The organism is Methylobacterium sp. Leaf465 (assembly GCF_001424705.1).
GTDB lineage: Bacteria > Pseudomonadota > Alphaproteobacteria > Rhizobiales > Beijerinckiaceae > Methylobacterium.
The window spans coordinates 73,005-92,951 of the sequence record NZ_LMRA01000012.1 but is presented as its reverse complement, the minus strand read 5'-3'; the positions used below and the strand labels follow the sequence as shown (position 1 = coordinate 92,951).

General features: G+C 70.6%; 22 protein-coding genes. 13 read left to right on the top strand and 9 right to left on the bottom strand.

Features of this window, described 5'->3' with window-relative positions:
• Positions 1–178: 178 nt before the first annotated feature.
• From acnA to dprA, 5 genes are all read left to right on the top strand, one after another.
• A complete protein-coding gene (gene acnA, locus ASG51_RS09015) occupies positions 179–2,890 on the top strand; it encodes an aconitate hydratase AcnA (RefSeq protein WP_056380349.1) in 2,712 nt (903 codons plus the stop codon).
• Between the two features lie 178 nt (positions 2,891–3,068).
• Positions 3,069–3,257 (top strand): DUF1508 domain-containing protein, encoded by a 189-nt coding sequence (locus tag ASG51_RS09010; protein ID WP_056350174.1) that lies wholly within the window; start codon positions 3,069–3,071, stop codon positions 3,255–3,257.
• Positions 3,258–3,367: 110 nt separating this feature from the next.
• A complete protein-coding gene (locus ASG51_RS09005; protein ID WP_056380810.1) occupies positions 3,368–4,675 on the top strand; it encodes a dihydroorotase in 1,308 nt (435 codons plus the stop codon).
• 11 nt (positions 4,676–4,686) lie between these two features.
• On the top strand, positions 4,687–5,280 hold the full coding sequence (plsY, locus tag ASG51_RS09000; RefSeq protein ID WP_056221792.1) for a glycerol-3-phosphate 1-O-acyltransferase PlsY: 594 nt from the start codon (positions 4,687–4,689) through the stop codon (positions 5,278–5,280).
• Positions 5,281–5,311: 31 nt separating this feature from the next.
• On the top strand, positions 5,312–6,487 hold the full coding sequence (gene dprA, locus ASG51_RS08995; protein ID WP_056273843.1) for a DNA-processing protein DprA: 1,176 nt from the start codon (positions 5,312–5,314) through the stop codon (positions 6,485–6,487).
• A gap of 6 nt (positions 6,488–6,493) precedes the next feature.
• Here the strand turns inward: dprA and ruvX are convergent, their stop codons facing one another.
• Both ruvX and ASG51_RS08985 read right to left on the bottom strand, forming a co-directional pair.
• On the bottom strand, positions 6,494–6,988 hold the full coding sequence (gene ruvX, locus ASG51_RS08990) for a Holliday junction resolvase RuvX (protein WP_056350177.1): 495 nt from the start codon (positions 6,986–6,988) through the stop codon (positions 6,494–6,496).
• A 71-nt stretch (positions 6,989–7,059) separates the two neighbouring features.
• Positions 7,060–7,605 carry an SMI1/KNR4 family protein gene (locus ASG51_RS08985; protein WP_056380347.1) on the bottom strand — a complete coding sequence of 182 codons (546 nt, stop codon included), beginning with the start codon at positions 7,603–7,605 and terminating at the stop codon, positions 7,060–7,062.
• A 113-nt stretch (positions 7,606–7,718) separates the two neighbouring features.
• Between ASG51_RS08985 and ASG51_RS24025 the strand changes: the two genes are divergently transcribed.
• The 5 genes from ASG51_RS24025 to gatB all read left to right on the top strand — a co-directional run bounded on the left by ASG51_RS24025 (position 7,719) and on the right by gatB (position 11,789).
• Positions 7,719–7,898, top strand: coding sequence for a hypothetical protein (locus ASG51_RS24025; RefSeq protein WP_156389640.1), 180 nt, complete (start codon positions 7,719–7,721; stop codon positions 7,896–7,898).
• Positions 7,899–8,046: 148 nt separating this feature from the next.
• Positions 8,047–8,334: an Asp-tRNA(Asn)/Glu-tRNA(Gln) amidotransferase subunit GatC gene (gene gatC, locus ASG51_RS08980; RefSeq protein ID WP_056221539.1), complete on the top strand. Its 288-nt coding sequence runs from the start codon at positions 8,047–8,049 to the stop codon at positions 8,332–8,334.
• Between the two features lie 122 nt (positions 8,335–8,456).
• The gene (gene gatA / locus ASG51_RS08975; protein WP_056380345.1) at positions 8,457–9,938 is read left to right on the top strand and encodes an Asp-tRNA(Asn)/Glu-tRNA(Gln) amidotransferase subunit GatA; all 1,482 of its coding nucleotides are present in this window, start codon (positions 8,457–8,459) and stop codon (positions 9,936–9,938) included.
• Positions 9,939–9,948: 10 nt separating this feature from the next.
• Positions 9,949–10,248 (top strand): hypothetical protein, encoded by a 300-nt coding sequence (locus tag ASG51_RS08970; protein ID WP_056273853.1) that lies wholly within the window; start codon positions 9,949–9,951, stop codon positions 10,246–10,248.
• Positions 10,249–10,316: 68 nt separating this feature from the next.
• Positions 10,317–11,789: an Asp-tRNA(Asn)/Glu-tRNA(Gln) amidotransferase subunit GatB gene (gene gatB / locus ASG51_RS08965; protein WP_056380343.1), complete on the top strand. Its 1,473-nt coding sequence runs from the start codon at positions 10,317–10,319 to the stop codon at positions 11,787–11,789.
• Positions 11,790–12,473: 684 nt separating this feature from the next.
• On the opposite strand, the gene ASG51_RS08960 is transcribed toward gatB, so the two are convergent.
• The 5 genes from ASG51_RS08960 to ASG51_RS08940 all read right to left on the bottom strand — a co-directional run bounded on the left by ASG51_RS08960 (position 12,474) and on the right by ASG51_RS08940 (position 16,522).
• Complete coding sequence (locus ASG51_RS08960) at positions 12,474–13,496, bottom strand: efflux RND transporter periplasmic adaptor subunit (protein ID WP_056273859.1); 1,023 nt, start codon at positions 13,494–13,496, stop codon at positions 12,474–12,476.
• A 2-nt stretch (positions 13,497–13,498) separates the two neighbouring features.
• Positions 13,499–13,693, bottom strand: a complete 195-nt coding sequence (locus ASG51_RS08955; RefSeq protein WP_056380341.1) for a DUF1656 domain-containing protein — start codon at positions 13,691–13,693, stop codon at positions 13,499–13,501.
• A complete protein-coding gene (locus tag ASG51_RS08950) occupies positions 13,693–15,678 on the bottom strand; it encodes an FUSC family protein (protein ID WP_056380808.1) in 1,986 nt (661 codons plus the stop codon). Before ASG51_RS08950 ends, ASG51_RS08955 begins: the two co-directional genes overlap by 1 nt.
• Before the next feature lie 26 nt (positions 15,679–15,704).
• Positions 15,705–16,121, bottom strand: coding sequence for a DUF4345 domain-containing protein (locus tag ASG51_RS08945; protein WP_056350275.1), 417 nt, complete (start codon positions 16,119–16,121; stop codon positions 15,705–15,707).
• 143 nt (positions 16,122–16,264) lie between these two features.
• Positions 16,265–16,522: a hypothetical protein gene (locus ASG51_RS08940; RefSeq protein WP_056221559.1), complete on the bottom strand. Its 258-nt coding sequence runs from the start codon at positions 16,520–16,522 to the stop codon at positions 16,265–16,267.
• A 250-nt stretch (positions 16,523–16,772) separates the two neighbouring features.
• Between ASG51_RS08940 and ASG51_RS08935 the strand changes: the two genes are divergently transcribed.
• On the top strand, positions 16,773–17,408 hold the full coding sequence (locus ASG51_RS08935; protein WP_056221562.1) for a glutathione binding-like protein: 636 nt from the start codon (positions 16,773–16,775) through the stop codon (positions 17,406–17,408).
• Between the two features lie 37 nt (positions 17,409–17,445).
• On the opposite strand, the gene ASG51_RS08930 is transcribed toward ASG51_RS08935, so the two are convergent.
• Positions 17,446–17,991, bottom strand: coding sequence for a DUF2147 domain-containing protein (locus ASG51_RS08930; RefSeq protein WP_056380339.1), 546 nt, complete (start codon positions 17,989–17,991; stop codon positions 17,446–17,448).
• Between the two features lie 294 nt (positions 17,992–18,285).
• Here ASG51_RS08930 and ndk point away from each other — a divergent pair, with 294 nt between their 5' ends.
• Together ndk and ASG51_RS08920 are read left to right on the top strand one after the other, a co-directional pair.
• Positions 18,286–18,708 (top strand): nucleoside-diphosphate kinase, encoded by a 423-nt coding sequence (gene ndk, locus ASG51_RS08925; RefSeq protein ID WP_056221568.1) that lies wholly within the window; start codon positions 18,286–18,288, stop codon positions 18,706–18,708.
• Between the two features lie 160 nt (positions 18,709–18,868).
• Positions 18,869–19,246: a hypothetical protein gene (locus ASG51_RS08920; protein WP_056221571.1), complete on the top strand. Its 378-nt coding sequence runs from the start codon at positions 18,869–18,871 to the stop codon at positions 19,244–19,246.
• 49 nt (positions 19,247–19,295) lie between these two features.
• Here ASG51_RS08920 and ASG51_RS08915 read toward each other — a convergent pair whose 3' ends face one another.
• Positions 19,296–19,877, bottom strand: coding sequence for a TetR/AcrR family transcriptional regulator (locus tag ASG51_RS08915; RefSeq protein WP_056380337.1), 582 nt, complete (start codon positions 19,875–19,877; stop codon positions 19,296–19,298).
• Positions 19,878–19,947 lie beyond the last annotated feature (70 nt).

The window sequence follows — 19,947 nt, the reverse complement described above, 5'->3', positions numbered from 1 at the left end:
CGCGCAGGCTGCGCCGCGCGAGATTTCAGGGCGTCCAAATCGCCCTTCGCGCAACATCCTATCCGGGCACCCCCGGGGCGGCGCGCGCTTCATAGCGCTCCCAGCCGAACACGTGTTTTCGTGGCGCAGGTTATGCCTGCGCGTGTTCGACCAACCGCTCGCGAGGAAACAGAACGCCGTGGCATCGCTCGACAGCTTCCAGTCCCGCCAGACCCTGACGGTCGGCGACAAGGCCTACACCTATTACTCGATCCCGCACGCCGAGAAGGCCGGCCTCGCCGACGCCACCGCGCTGCCCTTCTCCATGAAGGTGCTGCTCGAGAACCTGCTGCGCTTCGAGGACGACCGCTCGGTCAAGAAGGACGACATCTCCGCCACCGTCGCCTGGCTCGGCAACAAGGGCAAGACCGAGACCGAGATCGCCTTCCGGCCGTCGCGCGTGCTGATGCAGGACTTCACCGGCGTGCCCGCGGTGGTCGACCTCGCGGCGATGCGCGACGCCATGGTGGCGCTCGGCGGCGACCCGCAGAAGATCAACCCGCTGGTGCCGGTCGACCTCGTGATCGACCACTCGGTGATCGTCGACGAGTTCGGCACGCCGAAGGCGCTGGCCGACAACGTCGCGCTCGAATACTCGCGCAACGGCGAGCGCTACACCTTCCTGAAGTGGGGCCAGTCGGCCTTCAACAACTTCTCCGTCGTGCCGCCCGGCACCGGCATCTGCCACCAGGTGAACCTCGAGTTCCTGTCGCAGACCGTGTGGACGAAGCAGGATCCCGATGCTTCGGACGGCACCGAGCTCGCCTATCCGGACAGCCTCGTCGGCACAGATTCGCACACCACCATGGTGAACGGCCTGGCCGTGCTGGGCTGGGGCGTCGGCGGCATCGAAGCCGAGGCCGCGATGCTCGGCCAGCCGCTCTCCATGCTGATCCCCGAGGTCGTCGGCTTCAAGCTGTCGGGCAAGCTGCCCGAGGGCACCACGGCCACAGACCTCGTGCTCACCGTCACGCAGATGCTGCGCAAGAAGGGCGTGGTGGGCAAGTTCGTGGAGTTCTACGGCCCCGGCCTCGACGACATGGCGGTGGCCGACCGCGCCACGATCTCCAACATGGCCCCCGAATACGGCGCCACCTGCGGGTTCTTCCCGATCGATCAGAAGACCATCGACTTCCTCACCGTCACCGGCCGCGCCGACGACCGGATCGCGCTCGTCGAGGCCTACGCCAAGGCGCAGGGCATGTGGCGCGACGCGGCCACGCCGGACCCGGTCTTCACCGACACGCTCGAACTCGACATGGGCGACGTTCGCCCGTCCCTGGCCGGACCCAAGCGTCCGCAGGACCGGGTGCTCCTCGACGGCGCCAAGCCGGGCTTCGCGCAATCCATGGAGACCGAGTTCAAGAAGGCGGCCGACCTCGCCAGTCGCTACGCGGTGGAGGGCGCCAACTTCGACATCGGTCACGGCGACGTGGTGATCGCCGCTATCACGAGCTGCACCAACACCTCGAATCCGAGCGTGATGATCGGCGCCGGGCTCCTCGCCCGCAACGCGGTCGCCAGGGGCCTGCGCTCGAAGCCCTGGGTGAAGACCTCCCTGGCGCCCGGCTCCCAGGTGGTGGCCGAGTACCTCGAGAGCGCCGGTCTGCAGACGCCCCTCGACGCGCTCGGCTTCAACCTCGTCGGGTTCGGCTGCACCACCTGCATCGGCAACAGCGGACCGCTGCCGGCCGCGATCTCGAAGGCGATCAACGACAACGACGTCGTCGCCGCCGCGGTACTCTCGGGCAACCGCAACTTCGAGGGCCGCGTGAACCCGGATGTCCGGGCGAACTACCTGGCCTCGCCGCCGCTGGTGGTCGCCTACGCGCTGGCCGGCTCGATGCAGATCGACATCACCACCGAGCCCCTGGGCACGGGCTCCGACGGCCAGCCCGTCTACCTGAGGGACATCTGGCCCTCGAGCGCCGAGGTCCAAGAGTTCATCGAGGCCAACATCACCTCGACCCTGTTCAAGTCCCGCTACGCCGACGTGTTCGGCGGCGACGACTACTGGAAGGCCGTCGAGGTCACCGAGGCCGAGACCTTCCAGTGGGATTCGACCTCCACCTACGTGCAGAACCCGCCCTATTTCGAGGGCATGCAGAAGACCCCGGCCCCGGTGGAGGACGTGGTCGACGCCCGCATCCTCGGCCTGTTCCTGGACTCGATCACCACCGACCACATCTCGCCGGCAGGCAACATCCGGGCGAATTCCCCGGCGGGCGCCTACCTGCAGGAACACCAGGTCCGGGTGCAGGACTTCAACCAGTACGGCACCCGGCGCGGCAACCACGAAGTCATGATGCGGGGCACCTTCGCCAACATCCGCATCAAGAACCAGATGGTCCGCGACGAGTCCGGCAACGTGGTCGAGGGCGGCTGGACCCTGTTCCAGCCCTCCGGCGAGCGGATGTTCATCTACGACGCCGCGCAGAAGTACCAGGCCGAGGGCACGCCCCTCGTGGTCTTCGCCGGCAAGGAGTACGGCACCGGCTCGTCGCGCGACTGGGCGGCTAAGGGCACCAAGCTCCTGGGCATCCGCGCCGTGGTGGCCGAGAGCTTCGAGCGCATCCACCGCTCGAACCTCGTCGGCATGGGCATCGTGCCCCTGGTCTTCCAGGGCGACACCTCCTGGGCCTCCCTGGGCCTGAAGGGCGACGAGACGGTCTCGATCCGGGGCCTGTCCGGCGACCTGAAACCGCGCCAGACCATGATCGCCGAGATCACCTCCGCGGACGGCACGAAGCGGGAGGTGCCCCTGACCTGCCGCATCGATACCCTCGACGAGCTCGAGTACTTCCGCAACGGCGGCATCCTGCCCTACGTGTTGCGCTCGCTGGCCGCGTAAGACTTCGCCGCCTCCGCGAACCGCGATCCCGAGGCCTCGCCCGAAAGGGCGGGGCCTTTTTCATGCCCAGAAGCCTTGTAAAACTTCTCTCAGGTTAACGAATTACAAATAATCAAACCTAGAGTTTGATTATTTGGCGGAGGCCGGTCGCGGCCGCCGTGAACCGAGGAGCGAAGCGATGTCGGCAATGTCCTACCCCTGCTACAAGATGAAGAAGGATGCGAAGGGACAGTGGTACTGGGTCTACTACGCCAAGAACGGCGAGGAGATCTCGAGGAGCAGCGAGAGCTACGCGGCAAAGGCGGATTGCCTGCACGGCCTGAAGCTCAACAAGGCCTCGGGCAACGATCCGATCTACGAGGTTTGAGACGACGCGCCGGAGCGCAGTCAGGGCACGCCGCCGCGGTCGGGATCGGCGTGCCCGCCGCATCCCGCTTGACGCCACGGCGCGCCCGGTCGAAACCGCGACGCATGACGATGCGTCCCATCCTCCTGACCAACGCCACATTGTGCGATCCGGCCACGGGCCGGCAGGCGCCCGGGCATGTCCTCGTGCGCGACGGCCTGATCCAGGATGTCGGCTGGGGGCCCGTCGCCGGGGTGCCGGACGACGCCGAGACGGTCGATTGCGGCGGCCACGTCCTCAGCCCCGGCCTGATCGATCTGCGCGCCTTCGTGGGCGAGCCCGGCGCCGAGCACCGCGAGACCTTGGCCAGCGCCAGCGCGGCGGCCGCCGCCGGCGGCGTCACCACCCTGGTCTGCATGCCGAACACCAACCCGGTCATCGACGGGCCGGCCATCGTCGACTTCGTGCTGCGCCGTGCCCGCGACACGGCCAGCGTCCACGTCCTGCCGGCCGCGGCCATCACCAAGGGCCTCGCCGGCCAGGAGATGACCGAGTTCGGCCTCCTGCAGGAGGCCGGGGCCGTGGCCTTCACCGACGGCCTCAAGGCGGTGGCGAACGCTCAGGTCATGCGCCGCGCGCTGACCTATGCCCGCGACTTCGGCGCCCTGCTGATGCAGCACGTGGAGGAGCCGGACCTCGTCGGCGACGGCGTGATGAACGAGGGCGAGATGGCCTCCCGCCTCGGGCTCCTCGGCATCCCGCGCGAGGCCGAGACGGTGATGCTGGAGCGCGACATCCGCCTCGTGCGCCTCACCGGCGCCCGCTACCACGCGGCGATGATCTCCTGCGCGGATTCGGTCGAGATCGTGCGCCGGGCCAAGGCGGACGGGCTGCCGGTCACCTGCGGCGCCTCGGTGAACAACCTCGTCCTCAACGAGGGCGACATCGGCCATTACCGCACCTTCTGCCGGCTCTCGCCGCCGCTGCGCCACGAGACGGACCGGCTCGCCCTGGTGGCGGGCCTCAACGACGGCGTGATCGACGTCGTTGTCTCCGACCACAACCCGCAGGACGTCGAGACCAAGCGCCTGCCCTTCGCCGAAGCGGCCGACGGGGCGCTGGGCATCGAGACCCTGCTGGGCGCGGCCCTGCGGCTGGTCCATACCGGCGACGTTGCCCTGCCGCGCCTGCTGGCGGCCCTGACGGCGAACCCGGCGGCCCTTCTCGGGCGCGCCGCCGGCCGCCTCGCGACCGGTGCGCCGGCCGACCTGGTGCTGATCGACCCGGACCTGCCCTACGTCCTCGACAAGCGCACCTTGAAGTCCCGCTCCAAGAACTCGCCCTTCGACGAGGCGCGCCTCCAGGGAGCCGCCGTGCTGACGATGGTGGCGGGCCGCATCGTCTTCCGGGCCCCCGCCGAGACCGAGGCCGCCGCGTGATCGCTCTGAACATGCTGCCGTGGCCCGTCCTGTTGGCGGCGCTGGCGGGGGGCTACCTCCTCGGCTCGATCCCGTTCGGGCTGATCCTGACCCGCTATGCCGGGCTCGGCGACGTGCGGGCGATCGGCTCGGGCAACATCGGCGCCACCAACGTCCTGCGCACCGGGCGTAAAGGGCTGGCAGCCGCCACCCTGCTGGGCGATGCGCTGAAGGGCACCCTCGCGGTGCTCCTCGCCGGTCGCTTCGGACTGGAGGCGGCCCTGGTGGCGGGCTTCGGCGCCTTCCTGGGGCACCTGTTCCCGGTCTGGCTCGGGTTCAAGGGCGGCAAGGGCGTCGCGACCTTCCTGGGCGTCCTGCTGGCCCTGAGCCCGCTGGGCCTCCTGGCCTTCGCGGCGATCTGGCTGGGCCTCGCCTTCACGCTGAAATACTCCTCCCTCGCGGCGCTGGCGGCCTCGGCTTTGACGCCCCTCGTCCTGTGGGCCCTGGGACAGCCTGCGGTTGCATGCCTGTTCCTCCTGCTCGCCATCCTGCTATGGTGGAAGCACGCGCCCAACATCCGCCGGCTGATCGACGGGACCGAGGGGCGCATCGGGCAGAAGGGCTGAGGCTCGCCGCCCGCTCCGGGAGGGGAGGGCGATGCAGCTCACCGATGCCCAGCGTCTCGATTGGCTGCGCCTCATCCGCAGCGAGGGGATCGGCCCGCGCAGCTTCCGCACCCTGGTCAACCGCTTCGGCGGCGCCGGGCCGGCCTTGGACGCCCTGCCGAACCTCACCGGCCGCAGCGGCCGGCGCATCACGCCGCCGAGCCGGGAAGAAGCCGAGGCCGAGCTCCGCGCGGCCGGTCGCCTCGGCGCCCGCCTCGTCGCCCTCGGAGAGGCGGATTACCCGAAGCTGCTGCAGGCCGCCGATTCGGCACCGCCGCTGATCGCGATCCGGGGTGAGGCCGCGATCCTGAACCGTCCAGCTATCGCCCTGGTCGGCTCGCGCAACGCTTCCGCCGCCGGCCTCGCCTTCACCGAGCGCCTCGCGCGCGGGCTCGGCGAGGCCGGGCTCGTCGTGGTCTCGGGGCTGGCGCGGGGCATCGATGCCCGCGCCCACCGGGCCGCCCTGGCGCGCGGTACGGTGGCAGTGCTGGCGGGAGGACAGGACCGGATCTACCCGGCCAACCATGCGGCCCTGGTGGAGGCGATCCTGGAGGCGGGCGGGGCGGTGCTGGCCGAGATGCCGATGGGGTGGGAACCGCGCGGGCGCGACTTTCCCCGGCGCAACCGCATCATCTCCGGCCTTGCCTACGGCACCGTCGTGGTGGAGGCCGCCCGCCGCTCGGGCTCGCTGATCACGGCCCGCTTCGCCCTGGAGCAGGGCCGGGAGGTCTTCGCCGTGCCGGGCTCTCCCCTGGATCCGCGGGCGGAAGGCACCAACGACCTGATCCGCCAGGGCGCGACCCTGGTCTCCGACGCCGCCCACGTCACCGACGTCATCGCCCCGCTGCTGGCGGGGGGCAGCGAGGCGCGCAGGGTGGAAGCCCTGGCCGTCGACCGGCCGGACCTCGCCGACGCGCCGATCTTCTGGGACGAACTCGACGTGGACGGCATCGTCCTGCCGCTCCCCGCCGAGGATTTCGCGGCGCCGGAGCCGGTGGACGACCGCGCCCGCCTCATCGCCTATCTGAGCCCGACCCCGATCGGAACCGACGAACTGGCGCGCACCGCCGGCCTCAGCGTCCGGGTCGTCCAGACCACCCTGCTCGAGCTGGAGCTCGACGGGCGCATCGAGCGCCACGGCAGCGGGTCGGTGTCCCTGGTGGGCTGAGGGCCGTCACGCGTCGTCTTCGGGCGCCTCCTCGCCCAGGGCGCGGCGCATCTGGTCGAGGCAGCCCTGCAGGATGTAGGCGGCGGCCAGCATGTCGACGACCTCGCCGCGCTTGGCCCGCGAGGCATCTGCCGCGATGAGGGCGCGGGTGACGGCGGCGGTGGAGAGGCGCTCGTCGCAGTAGAGGACGGGCAGGGGCAGCAGCGGCTTCATGTTGCGCACGAAGGAGCGGGTCGACTGGACCCGCGGGCCCTCGCTGCCGTCCATGTTCAGGGGCAGGCCGATGACGAGGCCGCCGACGGCGTGCCGCTCGCACAGGGCCGCCAGATGCTTCACGTCGGGGGTGAACTTCACCCGCCGGATCGTCTCCAGGGGCGAGGCGATCTGGCGCCCGACATCCGAGAGGGCGAGCCCGATCGTCTTGGTGCCGAGGTCGATTCCGATGAGGCGGGGGCCGCCCTGCGACGCCTCCGCGAAGGCCCGCATCTCGGCCTCATCCATGTCCGTCGCTCTCCCGTGCCGCCGCCCGTCCTGCGCGATCCGCTCCCGGCCGGCAAGGGGATCCTCGCGGATCAGTGCGGGCCGGCCGACCCTTCGGTGCCGTCGCCCACGAAGCTGGCGGGGAGGGGCTCGGCGCCCATGCCGAGGATGCCCCGCACGGCAGCCCCCTGGCTCCGCCGCATCAGGTCGACGAGGTCGGCCCCGCCGAAGCGCACCGATTCGAGGTCGGCGCCCAGGACCCAGATCTCGTACTCGTCGCGCCCCGGCACCACGTCCCAGAACAGGAACTCGCCGGCCTCCGACCGGCCGAAGAAGCCGGCCCGTTCGACGACGCTGGGATCGTCGCCCTCCACCTCGAACCGATGCTCGGGCCGGTCGCCGAGGACGGAGGCGATGCTGTGGGCGATCAGCTCGGACTGGGCGACGAGGTCCGTCTCGGGCGCCTCGCTCGGGACCGCCACGCGAAAGGAGCCGTTGGCGAGCCCGGCCCCGAGGGTCCGGCAGAAGACGCGGTAGCTCTCGGGCAGGCCGTAGCCGAGCTCCGCCTCCGCCCGGTCGAGGGCCGCCTCGGTCGCCACCGGACCCGGCGCGCAGGGCGAGAACACCGTCTCCCACATGAATCTGATCTCCGGCTCGTCGTTAACCTTGAGAAAACGTTGTCATAGCCTTGCGGGGACCGGATCGGCCAGAGCATCGTTAACGAACCGTTACGACGCTGGAAGCCGACCGCATGCCCCTGCCGCCCCACGCGACGACACCCGCACCACGCCGGATGCCCCTGCGGCACAAGTTGATGCTGGCCCTGGCCTGCGAGATCCTGCTCGTCGGGTTCCGACAGGCGGATCGCGGGCCGGCGCGGGCCGGGATTCTCATCGAATCACCGGTACAGCCGCATCACGCGATCGCCTGAGGCGTCCGGGCCGCTCCGCCCGATCCGGCCCCCGCGCGGCCCCGCCGTTGCGAGCGCGGGAAGGCGGGTGCTATAGCCCGGCCCGACGCCCCATCGCCCGCGGAACCCCGACGGGCTGCGGATGGGGGCCTGAGGATCTGAAGACAGCATGTCGGTCGACGCAACGACGGTGAGGCGCATCGCGCACCTGGCGCGCATCGCGGTGAGCGAGGACGAGGTCGCCCCCCTGCAGGGCGAACTGAACGCGATCCTGGCCTTCGTCGAGCAACTCGGCGCGGTCGACGTGACGGGGGTCGAGCCCATGACCTCGGTCACCCCCATGGCGATGAAGAAGCGCGCGGACGCGGTCACCGACGGGGCCAAGGCCGACGCCATCGTGGCCAACGCCCCCGAGACCGAGGACCACTACTTCCTCGTGCCGAAGGTCGTCGAGTAGGCGCACGCGCCGCCGACCTCAAAACCCGGCCGCCCCGAAGGACGGTCCGCACGGCGCCCGAACGGCGACGGCGGCTGTGCCCCGGGACCCACCAGGACGAGCGCCCAGGACTCTCGCAACCCATGACCTCTCTGAACGAACTCACCCTGGCGGAGGCCCGCGACGGGCTCAAGGCCAAGGACTTCTCCGCCACCGACCTGACCCGGGCGCATCTCGACGCCATGGAGAAGGCGCGGGCGCTGAACGCCTACCTTGTCGAGACGCCGGACCGGGCCCTGGCCATGGCGGAGGCGGCCGACACGCGGATCGCCTCCGGTGAGGCCCGTCCGCTGGAGGGCATCCCCCTCGGGATCAAGGACCTGTTCTGTACCGAGGGCGTGGCGACCACCGCCGGCTCGAAGATCCTCGAGGGCTTCACGCCGGCCTACGAATCGGCCGTGACCGCCAATCTCTGGCGCGACGGCGCGGTGATGCTCGGCAAGCTGAACCTCGACGAGTTCGCCATGGGCTCGTCCAACGAGACCTCCGCCTATGGCGACGTGGTCTCGCCCTGGCGCCGGGCCGGATCGGACGCCAAGCTGGTGCCGGGCGGCTCGTCGGGTGGCTCGGCGGCGGCGGTGGCCGCCCATCTCTGCCTCGGCGCCACCGCGACCGATACCGGCGGCTCGATCCGCCAGCCCGCCGCCTTCACCGGCACCGTCGGCATCAAGCCCACCTACGGGCGCTGCTCGCGCTGGGGCACGGTGGCCTACGCCTCCTCCCTCGACCAGGCGGGCCCGATCGCCCGGACGGTGCGCGACTGCGCCATCCTGCTCGGCTCGATGGCCGGCGCGGACGCGCGCGACACCACCTGCGCCGACCTGCCCGTGCCCGACTTCGAGGCGGCGGTGGCCCGCGGCGTCAAGGGCCTGACCATCGGCATCCCGAAGGAATACCGGGTCGCGGGCATGTCGGCCGAGATCCAGGCGCTGTGGGACCGGGGCGCCGCGATGCTGAAGGATGCCGGCGCCACGGTGAGGGAGATCTCGCTCCCGCACACCCCCTACGCCCTGCCGGCCTACTACATCGTCGCCCCGGCCGAGGCCTCCTCGAACCTCGCCCGCTACGACGGCGTGCGCTACGGCCTGCGCGTGCCCGGCAAGGACATCGCCGGGATGTACGAGAACACCCGCGCCGCCGGCTTCGGCCGCGAGGTGAAGCGCCGGATCATGATCGGCACCTACGTGCTCTCGGCCGGCTACTACGATGCCTACTACGTGCGGGCCCAGAAGATCCGCACCCTGATCAAGCGCGACTTCGAGCAGGCCTACGCCGCCGGTGTCGACGCGATCCTGACGCCTGCGACCCCGTCGGCCGCCTTCGGCATCGGCGAGAAGGGCTCGGGCGATCCGGTCGAGATGTACCTGCAGGACGTCTTCACCATCACGGTGAACATGGCGGGCCTGCCCGGCATCTCGGTGCCGGCCGGCCTCGACGCGCAGGGGCTGCCCCTCGGGCTCCAGCTCATTGGCCGGCCCTTCGACGAGGAGACGCTGTTCGCCGCCGCCCAGGTGATCGAGGACGCCACCGGACGAACCAGGCTGCCGGCGGCGTGGTGGGCATGAGGCGCACGCGATGACGGTCCCGATCTATCCCTTCGACGTCTGGATCTGGGCCGCCTTCGATCCGGTGCTGATCGCCATCGCCCTGGTGATGGGCTGGAAGTCGGACCAGTTCGTCAAGGTTATCCTCGTCTCGCTGATGGCCTTCGCCGTCTCGGTGCTGGTGTCCTGGGGCGTCACCGCGATCGGCATCCCGTGGCCGGCGCCGGTGAGCCACGACGGGCCGACCTTCTTCCCCGTGCGCTGGATCGCCGCCTTCCTGTGGGGCGCCCTCGGTTTCCTGGCGCACCAGCTCTACCGCCTGCGCGCTTGACCGGGCGGGCCGACACTTCCACCTTTCCGGCGCGTACCCGCGCCCCGCAACGCTGAATCCGGGCCATCATGACCGCTGCCGTGAACCCCAAGAAGCTCATCAAGGGCGGCCTGCACGACTGGGAGGTCGTGATCGGCATGGAAATCCACGCCCAGGTCACGAGCCGCTCCAAGCTGTTCTCCGGCGCCTCCACCGAGTTCGGCGGCGAGCCGAACGACCACGTCTCGCTGGTGGACGCGGCGATGCCCGGCATGCTGCCCGTCATCAACGAAGCGTGCGTGGCCCAGGCCGTGCGCACCGGCCTCGGCCTCAAGGCGCAGATCAACCATCGCTCGGTGTTCGACCGGAAGAACTACTTCTACCCGGACCTGCCGCAGGGCTACCAGATCAGCCAGTTCAAGGACCCGATCGTCGGCGAGGGCGAGGTGCTGGTCGATCTGCCCGACGGCGAGTCGATCACCGTCGGCATCGAGCGCCTGCATCTGGAGCAGGATGCCGGCAAGTCCCTGCACGACCAGAACCCGACCCAGAGCTTCGTCGACCTCAACCGCTCCGGCGTCGCCCTGATGGAGATCGTCTCCCGGCCAGACCTGCGCTCGTCGGAGGAGGCGCGCGCCTACGTGACCAAGCTGCGCACCATCCTGCGCTACCTTGGCACCTGCGACGGCGACATGGAGAAGGGCTCGCTTCGCGCCGACGTCAACGTCTCGGTGCGCCGAGTCGGCGACCCGCTCGGCACCCGCTGCGAGATCAAGAACGTCAACTCGATCCGCTTCATCGGCCAGGCCATCGAGACCGAGGCCCGCCGCCAGATCGCGATCATCGAGGATGGCGGCACGATCAGCCAGGAGACCCGCCTGTTCGATCCGGGCAAGGGCGAGACCCGCTCCATGCGCTCGAAGGAAGAGGCGCACGACTATCGCTACTTCCCGGACCCGGACCTGCTGCCGCTGGAATTCGACCAGGCCTATGTCGACGCCCTGGCCGCCGGCCTGCCCGAGTTGCCCGACGCCAAGAAGGCGCGCTTCATCGCGTCCTACGGCCTGTCGCCCTACGATGCGGGCGTGCTCATCGCCGAGCGCGCCTCGGCCGACTACTTCGAGGCGGTGGCCAAGGGCCGCGACGGCAAGGCCGCGGCGAACTGGGTCATCAACGAGCTGTTCGGGCGCCTGAACAAGGAAGGCCACAGCATCGAGACCAGCCCGGTCTCGGCCGACCAGCTCGGCGCCATCGTCGACCTCATCGGCGAGGGCGTGATCTCGGGTAAGATCGCCAAGGACCTGTTCGAAATCGTCTGGTCCGAGGGCGGCGACCCGCGCCAGATCGTCGATGCGCGCGGCCTGAAGCAGGTCACCGACACCGGCGCCATCGAGGCGGCCGTGGACGAGATCATCGCCAGGAACCCCGAGAAGGTCGCTCAGGCCCGCGAGAAGCCGACCCTGCTCGGCTGGTTCGTCGGCCAGACCATGAAGGCCACCGGCGGCAAGGCCAATCCGGCAGCAGTGAACGCCCTGCTGAAGGCGAAGCTGGGGATCGAGTAGAAGCGGGCCTGCGTCCGCGCCGCGGACATGTACGGTCGGTGCCGGGTCGGACACGACGTCATGCGGCCGGGCGAGGCGCTCCCTGGTTAGCTGAGAGAGGCGGCCGCCTCCGGGGGAGCTTCCCCCCGTGGCAGAGGCGAGCGTCGCGGCGGCGCGCGAACTCTCCTACGTCCGCTCATGGGTCGAGCCGCTCGCGCGGGAGCGCGGCGGCGACGCCTTGAGACGAAGATATCGTGATCATTCGGCGCGAAGCACGCCGGCTCATCTAAATAGATCGGCGGCGGAAGCGGCCGAGGTGGGGCCTGGTGCATGTCTGAAGTCGTGCCGTGCTGGCCGCTTCTGCGCCCCGGAGACCGCTTCCGTCCCGTAATTCGCGTGTGCGCTGCTCAACGTCCAGGTCGAATCAGCCCTGGATGATCGCCGCAGCTTCCTGCTGGGGTGGAGTCATTCCCACATCTCCTGCGTCAGGTCGGTCGTGATCGTTATCCGATCAAGGCCTCCTCGTTGCTTGAGCTGTGCTTTGCCGTCGAAGCACCACATCAAGGTGCGACCGGATCGCGAATGCGTCAAGAGCCTATTTGCGTGATTTCGCGACTGTATTCATTCCCAGAGACTCGACCCTGAAATGTCCTGTCGCCGCAGTCGCTTGGGCGCAGCTGCCACCGCACGCCCCGTCGCCACAACCTACGGGGTGGGCACCGCTGTCCCGCTGAAGCGGCTCCGCAGGCCCGCGAGCCAGTCCCGCCGATGGGCGCCGGGCGCGCCCACCGAGACGGTGGCGGTCATGCCGGCGACCAGGGTGACGCCGTTTGGCACGACGTCGATGCGGATGCGCACCGGCACCCGCTGGGCGAGGCGGACCCAGGTGTAGACGGGGTCGACGTTCGGCAGGCCCTGGGTGCTCGCGGTGGCGTTGGCGGTGCTGATGCCCAGGGTGATGCTCTCTACCGTGCCGCGGATCAGCGGATCGTAGCCGAGGAGCTCGGCCGAGACCGGATCGCCCACGTGTATCCGGGCCATCTTGGTCTCCTCGAAATAGCCGTCGATCCAGAACGAATCGGTGTCGATGACGGCGATGTTGACCGTGCCGGTGGTGGCGTAATCGCCGGGGCGCAGCAGGAGGTTCGTCACCCGGCCGTTCACCGGCGAGCGCACCTGGGTGCGCTGGAGATTGATCTTGGCCTGGGACAGCTGCGCCTTGGCCGAGGCCACCGCCGCCTCGGCGATCTTGGCGGTGCCGGCATATTGCTGCTTCTCCTCGATGGAGGTCGAGAGGGTGGTCAGCGCCTCGCGCCGGGCGGCCTGGGTCCGCTTGACCTGGAGGTCCGCCTCCCGGTTGTCGAGTTCGGCCTGGGCCGAGGTCACCGAGACCTCGAAGTCGAACGGATCGATGACGTAGAGGATGTCGCCCTTCTTCACGGTCTGGTTGTCGGCGACGCGCAGCTCCGTGATCTGGCCTGAGACCTGGGGGGCCACGCTGGCGACCTGCACGCGCACCCGCCCATCGCGGGTCCAGGGGGCGGTCACGTAGAACTGCCAGACGAGGGCCGCCGCGACGAAGGCGCAGGCCAGGATGAGCCCGGTGATCAGCAGGCGCAGCACCCGGCGCCCCCGGCCGGGCGCGCGGGGGCGGGTATCCGGGGCGGAGCCGCGGGAGCGGCCGTCGGGCCCTGCGGCGGCGGTCTCGGCGGGCGGGTCTTGAGCCATGGTCACAGGAACACGATCAGGAGAGCGAGGATGCACACGTAGAGGCCGGCCTCCGCCAGGGGCGGGTTGGCCACGTAGCGGGCGATGCGCAGGTGCGCGAAGAGCAGGCGCAGACCTAGGAGGATCGCCAGCGCGCCGGCGGCGTAGGCCACGAAGGGCGAGAACAGCACGCCGCCGAGATCGAGGTCGCTGCGCATCAGGCGCCCCGGATGCCGAGGCGGCGTAGGAAGCGGCCCTGCCCCTCGGCGACGTGGGCGGCCGTGGCGAGGTCGCTCACCGCCCGGGCGAGGTGCAGGCGCGTGGCCGGATCGGCCGGCCCGCCCGCGGCGAGAAGGGCCGCGGCGGCCTCCCGCATCCGGCCGGCATCGACGCTCGCAAGGGCCGCGCGGGCCCGGCCCGCGACCGCAGCCAGGGCACCGTCCCGGGCGAGGCCGCGCAGCTGCGCCTGGGCGCGCGCGGCCGCCGACTCCATCCGGGCGAGCTCGAAGGCGCGGTCGAGGCTCGCCCGGCGCACGGCCGCGCTGCCCGAACTCCAGCGGGCGAATTGCAGCAGGCGGTCGCTGTTGAGGCTCGTCCGGGTCGTGGCGTCGCCGCCCCGGCCCGCCAAGGCCTCGACCAGGGCGCGCCGGGCCGAATCGAGGGCGAAGGCACGGTGGCGGGCGTTGGAGATGGGCAGGATGATCCGGACGGTGAAGAACAGGATCAGCGCCGCGAAGATCACCAGGAAGGCGTTGGTGAGGAACCCCTGCGGGTCGTAGCTCTGGGGGTTGGCGGGCGAGAGCAGCACGGGGAAGAACACCAGCAGGATGAACCCGATGCCGAAAGTCAGCGGGTTGAGGCTGAGGAAGCAGGCGGCGAAGACCACCGGCGCCATGGCGATCGCCAGCAGGGGGAAGCCCTGGACGCCGGCGAGCGCGCCGAACAGCACGAGACCGGCGCAGAGGGCGGCCAGCGGCATGCCGATGAGCACGCCCTTGGCGAAGACGCGCGGGTCGGGGGTGATCGCGGAGAGCGAGCAGGTCGCCGCCACCTGGACCAGGGCGAAGGAGGTGGCCGGCCATCCCGTGGCGACGAGGAGGAGGGCCGTGAGGCCGAAGGCGATCACCACCCGCAGGGCGCCCCGCACGGCCTCGGGCACGTCGCGGTGGGTCGGGAGCGGGACGTCGCGCAAGGGGCGCCCCCCATGGGCGAGGACGCGGGAGCCATCGGCCGCGAAGGCGGCCGCCCGAGCGAAATCGAGGGCGCGCTGCAGAGCGAGGATCGCGTCGAGGGGCTGGTCGCCCGCGCGCACGGCCTCCGCGACGAGGTCCGACAGGCGTGCCACCGCCAGGGCCGGGTCGGCCTCCGGCTCCGTCAGCCCGAGGCAGAGGGCGCGCGCCTCCGCGACGGCGGGCGACGGGGCGGGCAGGCGGGCCAGGGCCGCCCGGACATGGCGGGCGGCCGCTGCCATGACGTAGAGCGCCGCGATGGCGCTGCGCGCCCCCGCGGCCCGGTCCGGCCCGTCGTCGCGTTCGCCCGCGATGGCGCTGGCGTCGCCCCGCAGGGCGGCGATCTTGCGGATCAGCGCGGCGGTCCGCTCGGAGCCGGGATCGCCCCGGGTCAGGGTCTCGCGGGCGAAGGCCCGGGTTTCCGCGAGGGCGTCGCCCAGGGCGTCGCGCACCGTCCGCCAGATGCTGGGCGAGCCGAGGGCGTCGTTGATGACGGTGATCGCCACGATGCCGAGGGTGATCGCCGCCACCCGGTCCACGGCCGCGTCGAAGGTGCTCTGCGGCGTGTCGATATGGGCGATGGCGATGATCGCCACGGTGTAGCCCGACAGCATGGCCCCGTAGGCCCGGGTGTCCTGCAGAAAGTGGGCGGTGAAGACGCACAGGCCGAGCCAGGTGGCGAAGGCGACGAGGAGCACCACCCGGTCCTGCGCGAACAAGGCCATCAGGACGATGGCCACGGCCGCCCCTACGAGGGTGCCGAGGAAGCGGTAGAGCGCCTTCGACAGGGCCTGCCCGCGCTTGGGCTGGGCCAGGATCGCCACGCAGACGGCCGCCGAGGAGGCGCTTGACAGCTGCAGCCAGAAGGCCGCGTAGAGGGCCAGGATCATGGCGAGCCAGATCCGCACGGCGAAGGCCCAGGCGGCGGGCTTCGGAACCACGCGCTCGATTGCGGCGAGGATCCGGTCCGGCATGCGGGGCGGGCTGTCGGCGAGGGCGCTCACCCGATGACCCCGCCGGGCATCGCGTCGGCGGCACGCGCCGCGACCCGGGCCTGCCACAGGCAGAGCAGTGGGCTGACGAGGAGTTCGACGGCCAGGGCGGCCAGCATCAGGAACGACGGCAATCCGGTTAGCGCCCAGCCGAGGAGGCGGGCGAGGCCGCCCAGCGCCACCACCAGGGTGAGGAAGCGGAACAGGGTGGTCTTGGTCTCGATGCCGGGCACGCAGGTCCAGAACAGGATGCCGATGCCCATGTGCAGGCCGGAGAGGTAGCGGAAGTGGCTGTCGGCGGAGACGTCGACGAGGCCGCCGCGTCCGATCCCGTTCAGCCCGAACAGCACGCCGTAGAGGCCGGAGGCCACCGGGACCAGGGCCATCACCGCCACCGCGCGCTGCAGCGCCTGCCGTTCCCGCATCGTCGCGTCCGTCCGGAATCCGCCTGTCAGGATCGGCAACCGGGACGGCCAGGCTTACGTTCCTTGGCGGTCCGCGAAAGGGGCCGCCTGGCCCCGCACACGATGTCGGCCGCCCGCGGACGCCCGCGGGCGGCCGGATCCCCTCAGGCCTTCATCTGCTTCAGGCGCTTGACGCACTTGCTGTAGTATTGCGGCCATTTCGGTCCCTGCGCGGCCTTGTCGGCGACCGAGAGGGCGCGCCACTCGGCGCCGCATTTCTTCTGGCGCTCGCGCGCGGCACTCTGGCCGACGCTGAGCTCCTTGGCGGGCTTCGCCGCCGCGGCCTGTGCCAGCGCACCGCCCGCGACGAACGGGCTTGTCAGAAGGAGGGGACTTGCCAGAAGCAGCAAGCCCGCGAACAAAGCACGGGTGTGACGCGAACGGAACGACAGCATGACGACCCCCGGGGACGCTTGGGCGCCGCCGTGTGGCGGGCCGGGCGCATCACAGCCACAACCCCGGGCGAGGGCAAGTGCCATCTGTACGGGTGTCGACGCGATCCACCGCTCGTGTCACGTGTTGTGGCGGTGGCACGGAGTCTGCAACCATCCGCTCGCGTTCCCGATTGTTTCGGCGGGTCGGGCGAGCCTGAACAGGGTCGGAAACATCAGCATGGCACACGCGCCGGGAAAACCCATCGACGTGCACACCTGGAGCACGCCGAATGGCTGGAAGATCCCGATCATGCTGGAGGAGTGCGGACTGCCCTATCGGGTGGTGCCGGTGAATATCGGCCGCGGCGACCAGATGGCGCCCGACTTCCTGAAGATCTCGCCGAACAACAAGATTCCCGCCATCGTCGACCCGGACGGCCCGGGGGGCGACCCCATCACGGTGTTCGAGTCCGGTGCGATCCTGCAATATCTCGGGCGCAAGACCGGTTGCCTCTACCCGGCCGACGAGCGCGCCCGGGTGGCGGTGGACGAGTGGCTGTTCTGGCAGGTCGGCGGCTTCGGGCCCATGCTCGGCCAGGTCCACCATTTCCGCATCTACGCGCAAGAGAAGATCCCCTACGCCATCGACCGGTTTACCGCGGAGGCCCAGCGCCTCTACGGCGTCCTCGACCGGCACCTCGCGGACCGCGATTTCGTGGCGGGCGACTTCTCCATCGCCGACATCGCGATCCTACCCTGGGCCAAGTACCACGAGAAGCAGAGCATCGAGCTGGCCAGCGTGCCCCACGTGCGGGCCTGGCTCGACCGCGTCATGGCGCGGCCGGCCGTTCAGCGGGGATTCGCGGCGGTCTGAGCGGAGGCGTCACCCGATACGCGTCACGCCGCTGGCGTCACTCGGCCGGCGCCGCGAGCGCCTTCGTGGGGGCGGCCTTGGCAGCCTTCGGCGCGGGCCGGGGCGCGGGCGCCGACTCGGGCGCGGCGGCGGAGGCCTGCTGGTTCACGTCGGGCACCCGGGTCCAGGTCTGCGAGCCGCACAGGACCTTGAGGAGGCAGCCTGAGACCGACAGCTCGGAGCTGCTCTCTCGCTCCAGGCTGACCTGATACATCTTGCCCTCGTCGGCGTTGTAGATCTCGCCGGAGAACTTCGCCTCCTCGGGCTTCAGGTTGTCGAGGAGGGTCAGGCCGAGCACGGGGCGGCCGCGCTTCTTCGGATCGGGATTCTTGATGTCCGTGCGCGGGCTCCCGTCCTCGTTGGTCGCGGTCTTGGCCCAGACCACCTTCCCGCAGATGTTGGCGGCACCCGGGCCGCAGCGGTCGATGCGGACTTTGGCGCGGCCGTCCCCGGTGAGCCAGGTCCCCGAGGGGTCCTGGGCCGGGGCGGCGGAGGCGGGGGCGAGGCCGGTGAGGATGAGGGCGGCGGTGAGGGCGACGCGCATGTCCAGGTCTCCGTGTGGCGTGGCTGCGGCGGGAGGCCGGCGGCCAGAGAGTCGGCAAGGGGATCGGCAAGCGACCCGGCGCGGGGGCAGGGCCGTGTTCGTCTGGCCACAGGAGGCGTCCGCATTCGGGCGAATTTCCGGCGCTGTTGCGCCAAAGCCATGGCAGCGGGAAAACCCGCGGCCGCGCTCAGGTTATCCCCCGCGTTCGCGCCTCGGGTTGAGGGCCGGGGGCCTGGCGGCTATAAGCCCGGCGCCGAAGCCATTTTCGGCTGAGCGATCACAACCGGACGGACCATGGCCACCGAGCGCACCTTCTCCATTCTCAAGCCCGACGCCACGAAGCGGAACCTGACCGGCGCGGTCAACGCCGTGATCGAGAAGGCGGGCCTGCGCATCGTCGGCCAGCGCCGCATCCAGATGAGCCGCGCCCAGGCCGAGACGTTCTACGAGATCCACAAGGAGCGCCCCTTCTTCGGCGAGCTCGTGGAGTTCATGACCTCCGGGCCGGTCGTCGTGCAGGTGCTCGAGGGCGAGAACGCCGTCGCCAAGTACCGCGAAGTGATGGGCGCCACCAACCCGGCCAACGCCGACGCGGGCACCATCCGCAAGACCTTCTCCGAGTCGGTCGGCGAGAACACCGTCCACGGCTCCGACAGCCTCGAGAACGCCAAGGCGGAAATCGCCCAGTTCTTCCAGGATTCCGACATCGTCGGCTGAATCCTTCGGGGTTCGGACACGGTCGACCAAACCGGCGCGCCGAAGCTTCCCGGAAGCTTCGGCGTTTGCCGTCCCAGTGTGGCCCCGGCGCCCTTGCGCGGCGGGGGCCCGGACGTGAAACCGGTTCGTTCCCGAATCGCTTTCACGGACCCATCATTCCATGCGCTCCATCGCCCCGCGCACCGGCCGGCTCCTGCTCGCCGCCGGCCTGCTCTCGCTCGTCGCCGCCTGCAACGCCAACAAGTCCGGCCCGACCGCGTCGCTCGAAGGCTACACTCCCGATCCGGCGCTGAAGACGGCCTCCACCAGCAACCTGACAGGCCGCGTGCGTCACGCCTGCACCGTCACCCAGGCCCGTCTGCAGAACGTCTCCGAGGTCTCCCTCGCCCGCCCCTGCGGCTGCTACGCGAACCAGACGTTGGCAAGCCTCGACAAGAGCGAGCTCGATGGCTACCGCAGCACCGGCTACTTCAACGATTCCGCCCGCGCCAAGGCCCTGAACGCTCTCGACAGCTGCAAGCTGCCGCGTCCGGCGTAAGGCTCCGTCCGTCCCGGACAGCCCCGGGAGGCGACGCGTCGGTGCCGGTTCAGGGCGGCGACGCGCTGTCGGGGGGCGGTGGGTCGCCGCGCTCGCCCGCGGCGGTCCGTGCGGCCCGGAGGAGATCCTCGGCGAGGCTCGGATCGTCCACCGCCCGTGCCAGCACGACGGCGCCCACGAGGGTCGACAACTTGGCGAGCGCGCGCTGGCGGCGGCGCTCCTTCGCACCCTGGGGCGAGAGCTCGGACAGCAGGCCCACGAGGTGTCGGACCCCGTGGGTGAAGCGTCCCCGCAGAAGACTCCCCGCCGGCTCGCGGGCGACGTCGTTGGCCAGGGCGGCGAGGGGGCAGCCCATGCCGGGCGACTGCACGTGGCCGACGGACAGGTAGTTGGCGATGAGCATGTCCAGCGCGCCCCGCCGGTCCTCCCCGAGGGCCGCGTCGAACGCCTCGACCGCCAGCGCATCCTTGCTGGCGAACTGGCCGTAGAAGCCGCCATGCGTCAGGCCGGCCGAGGCCATGATGTCGGCCACCCCCACCCCGTGCAGGCCACGTTCCCGGAACAGGGCGGCGGCGACCGCGACGACTCTTTGGCGGTTGAGCTTGGCCTGCTCCTGCGAAACTCTCGGCATCTCCGGCTCTCCCGCTGCCTTCCCGGTCTTATATAGATGCGGGCCGTCATCGATACAGGTCCGCATCGGC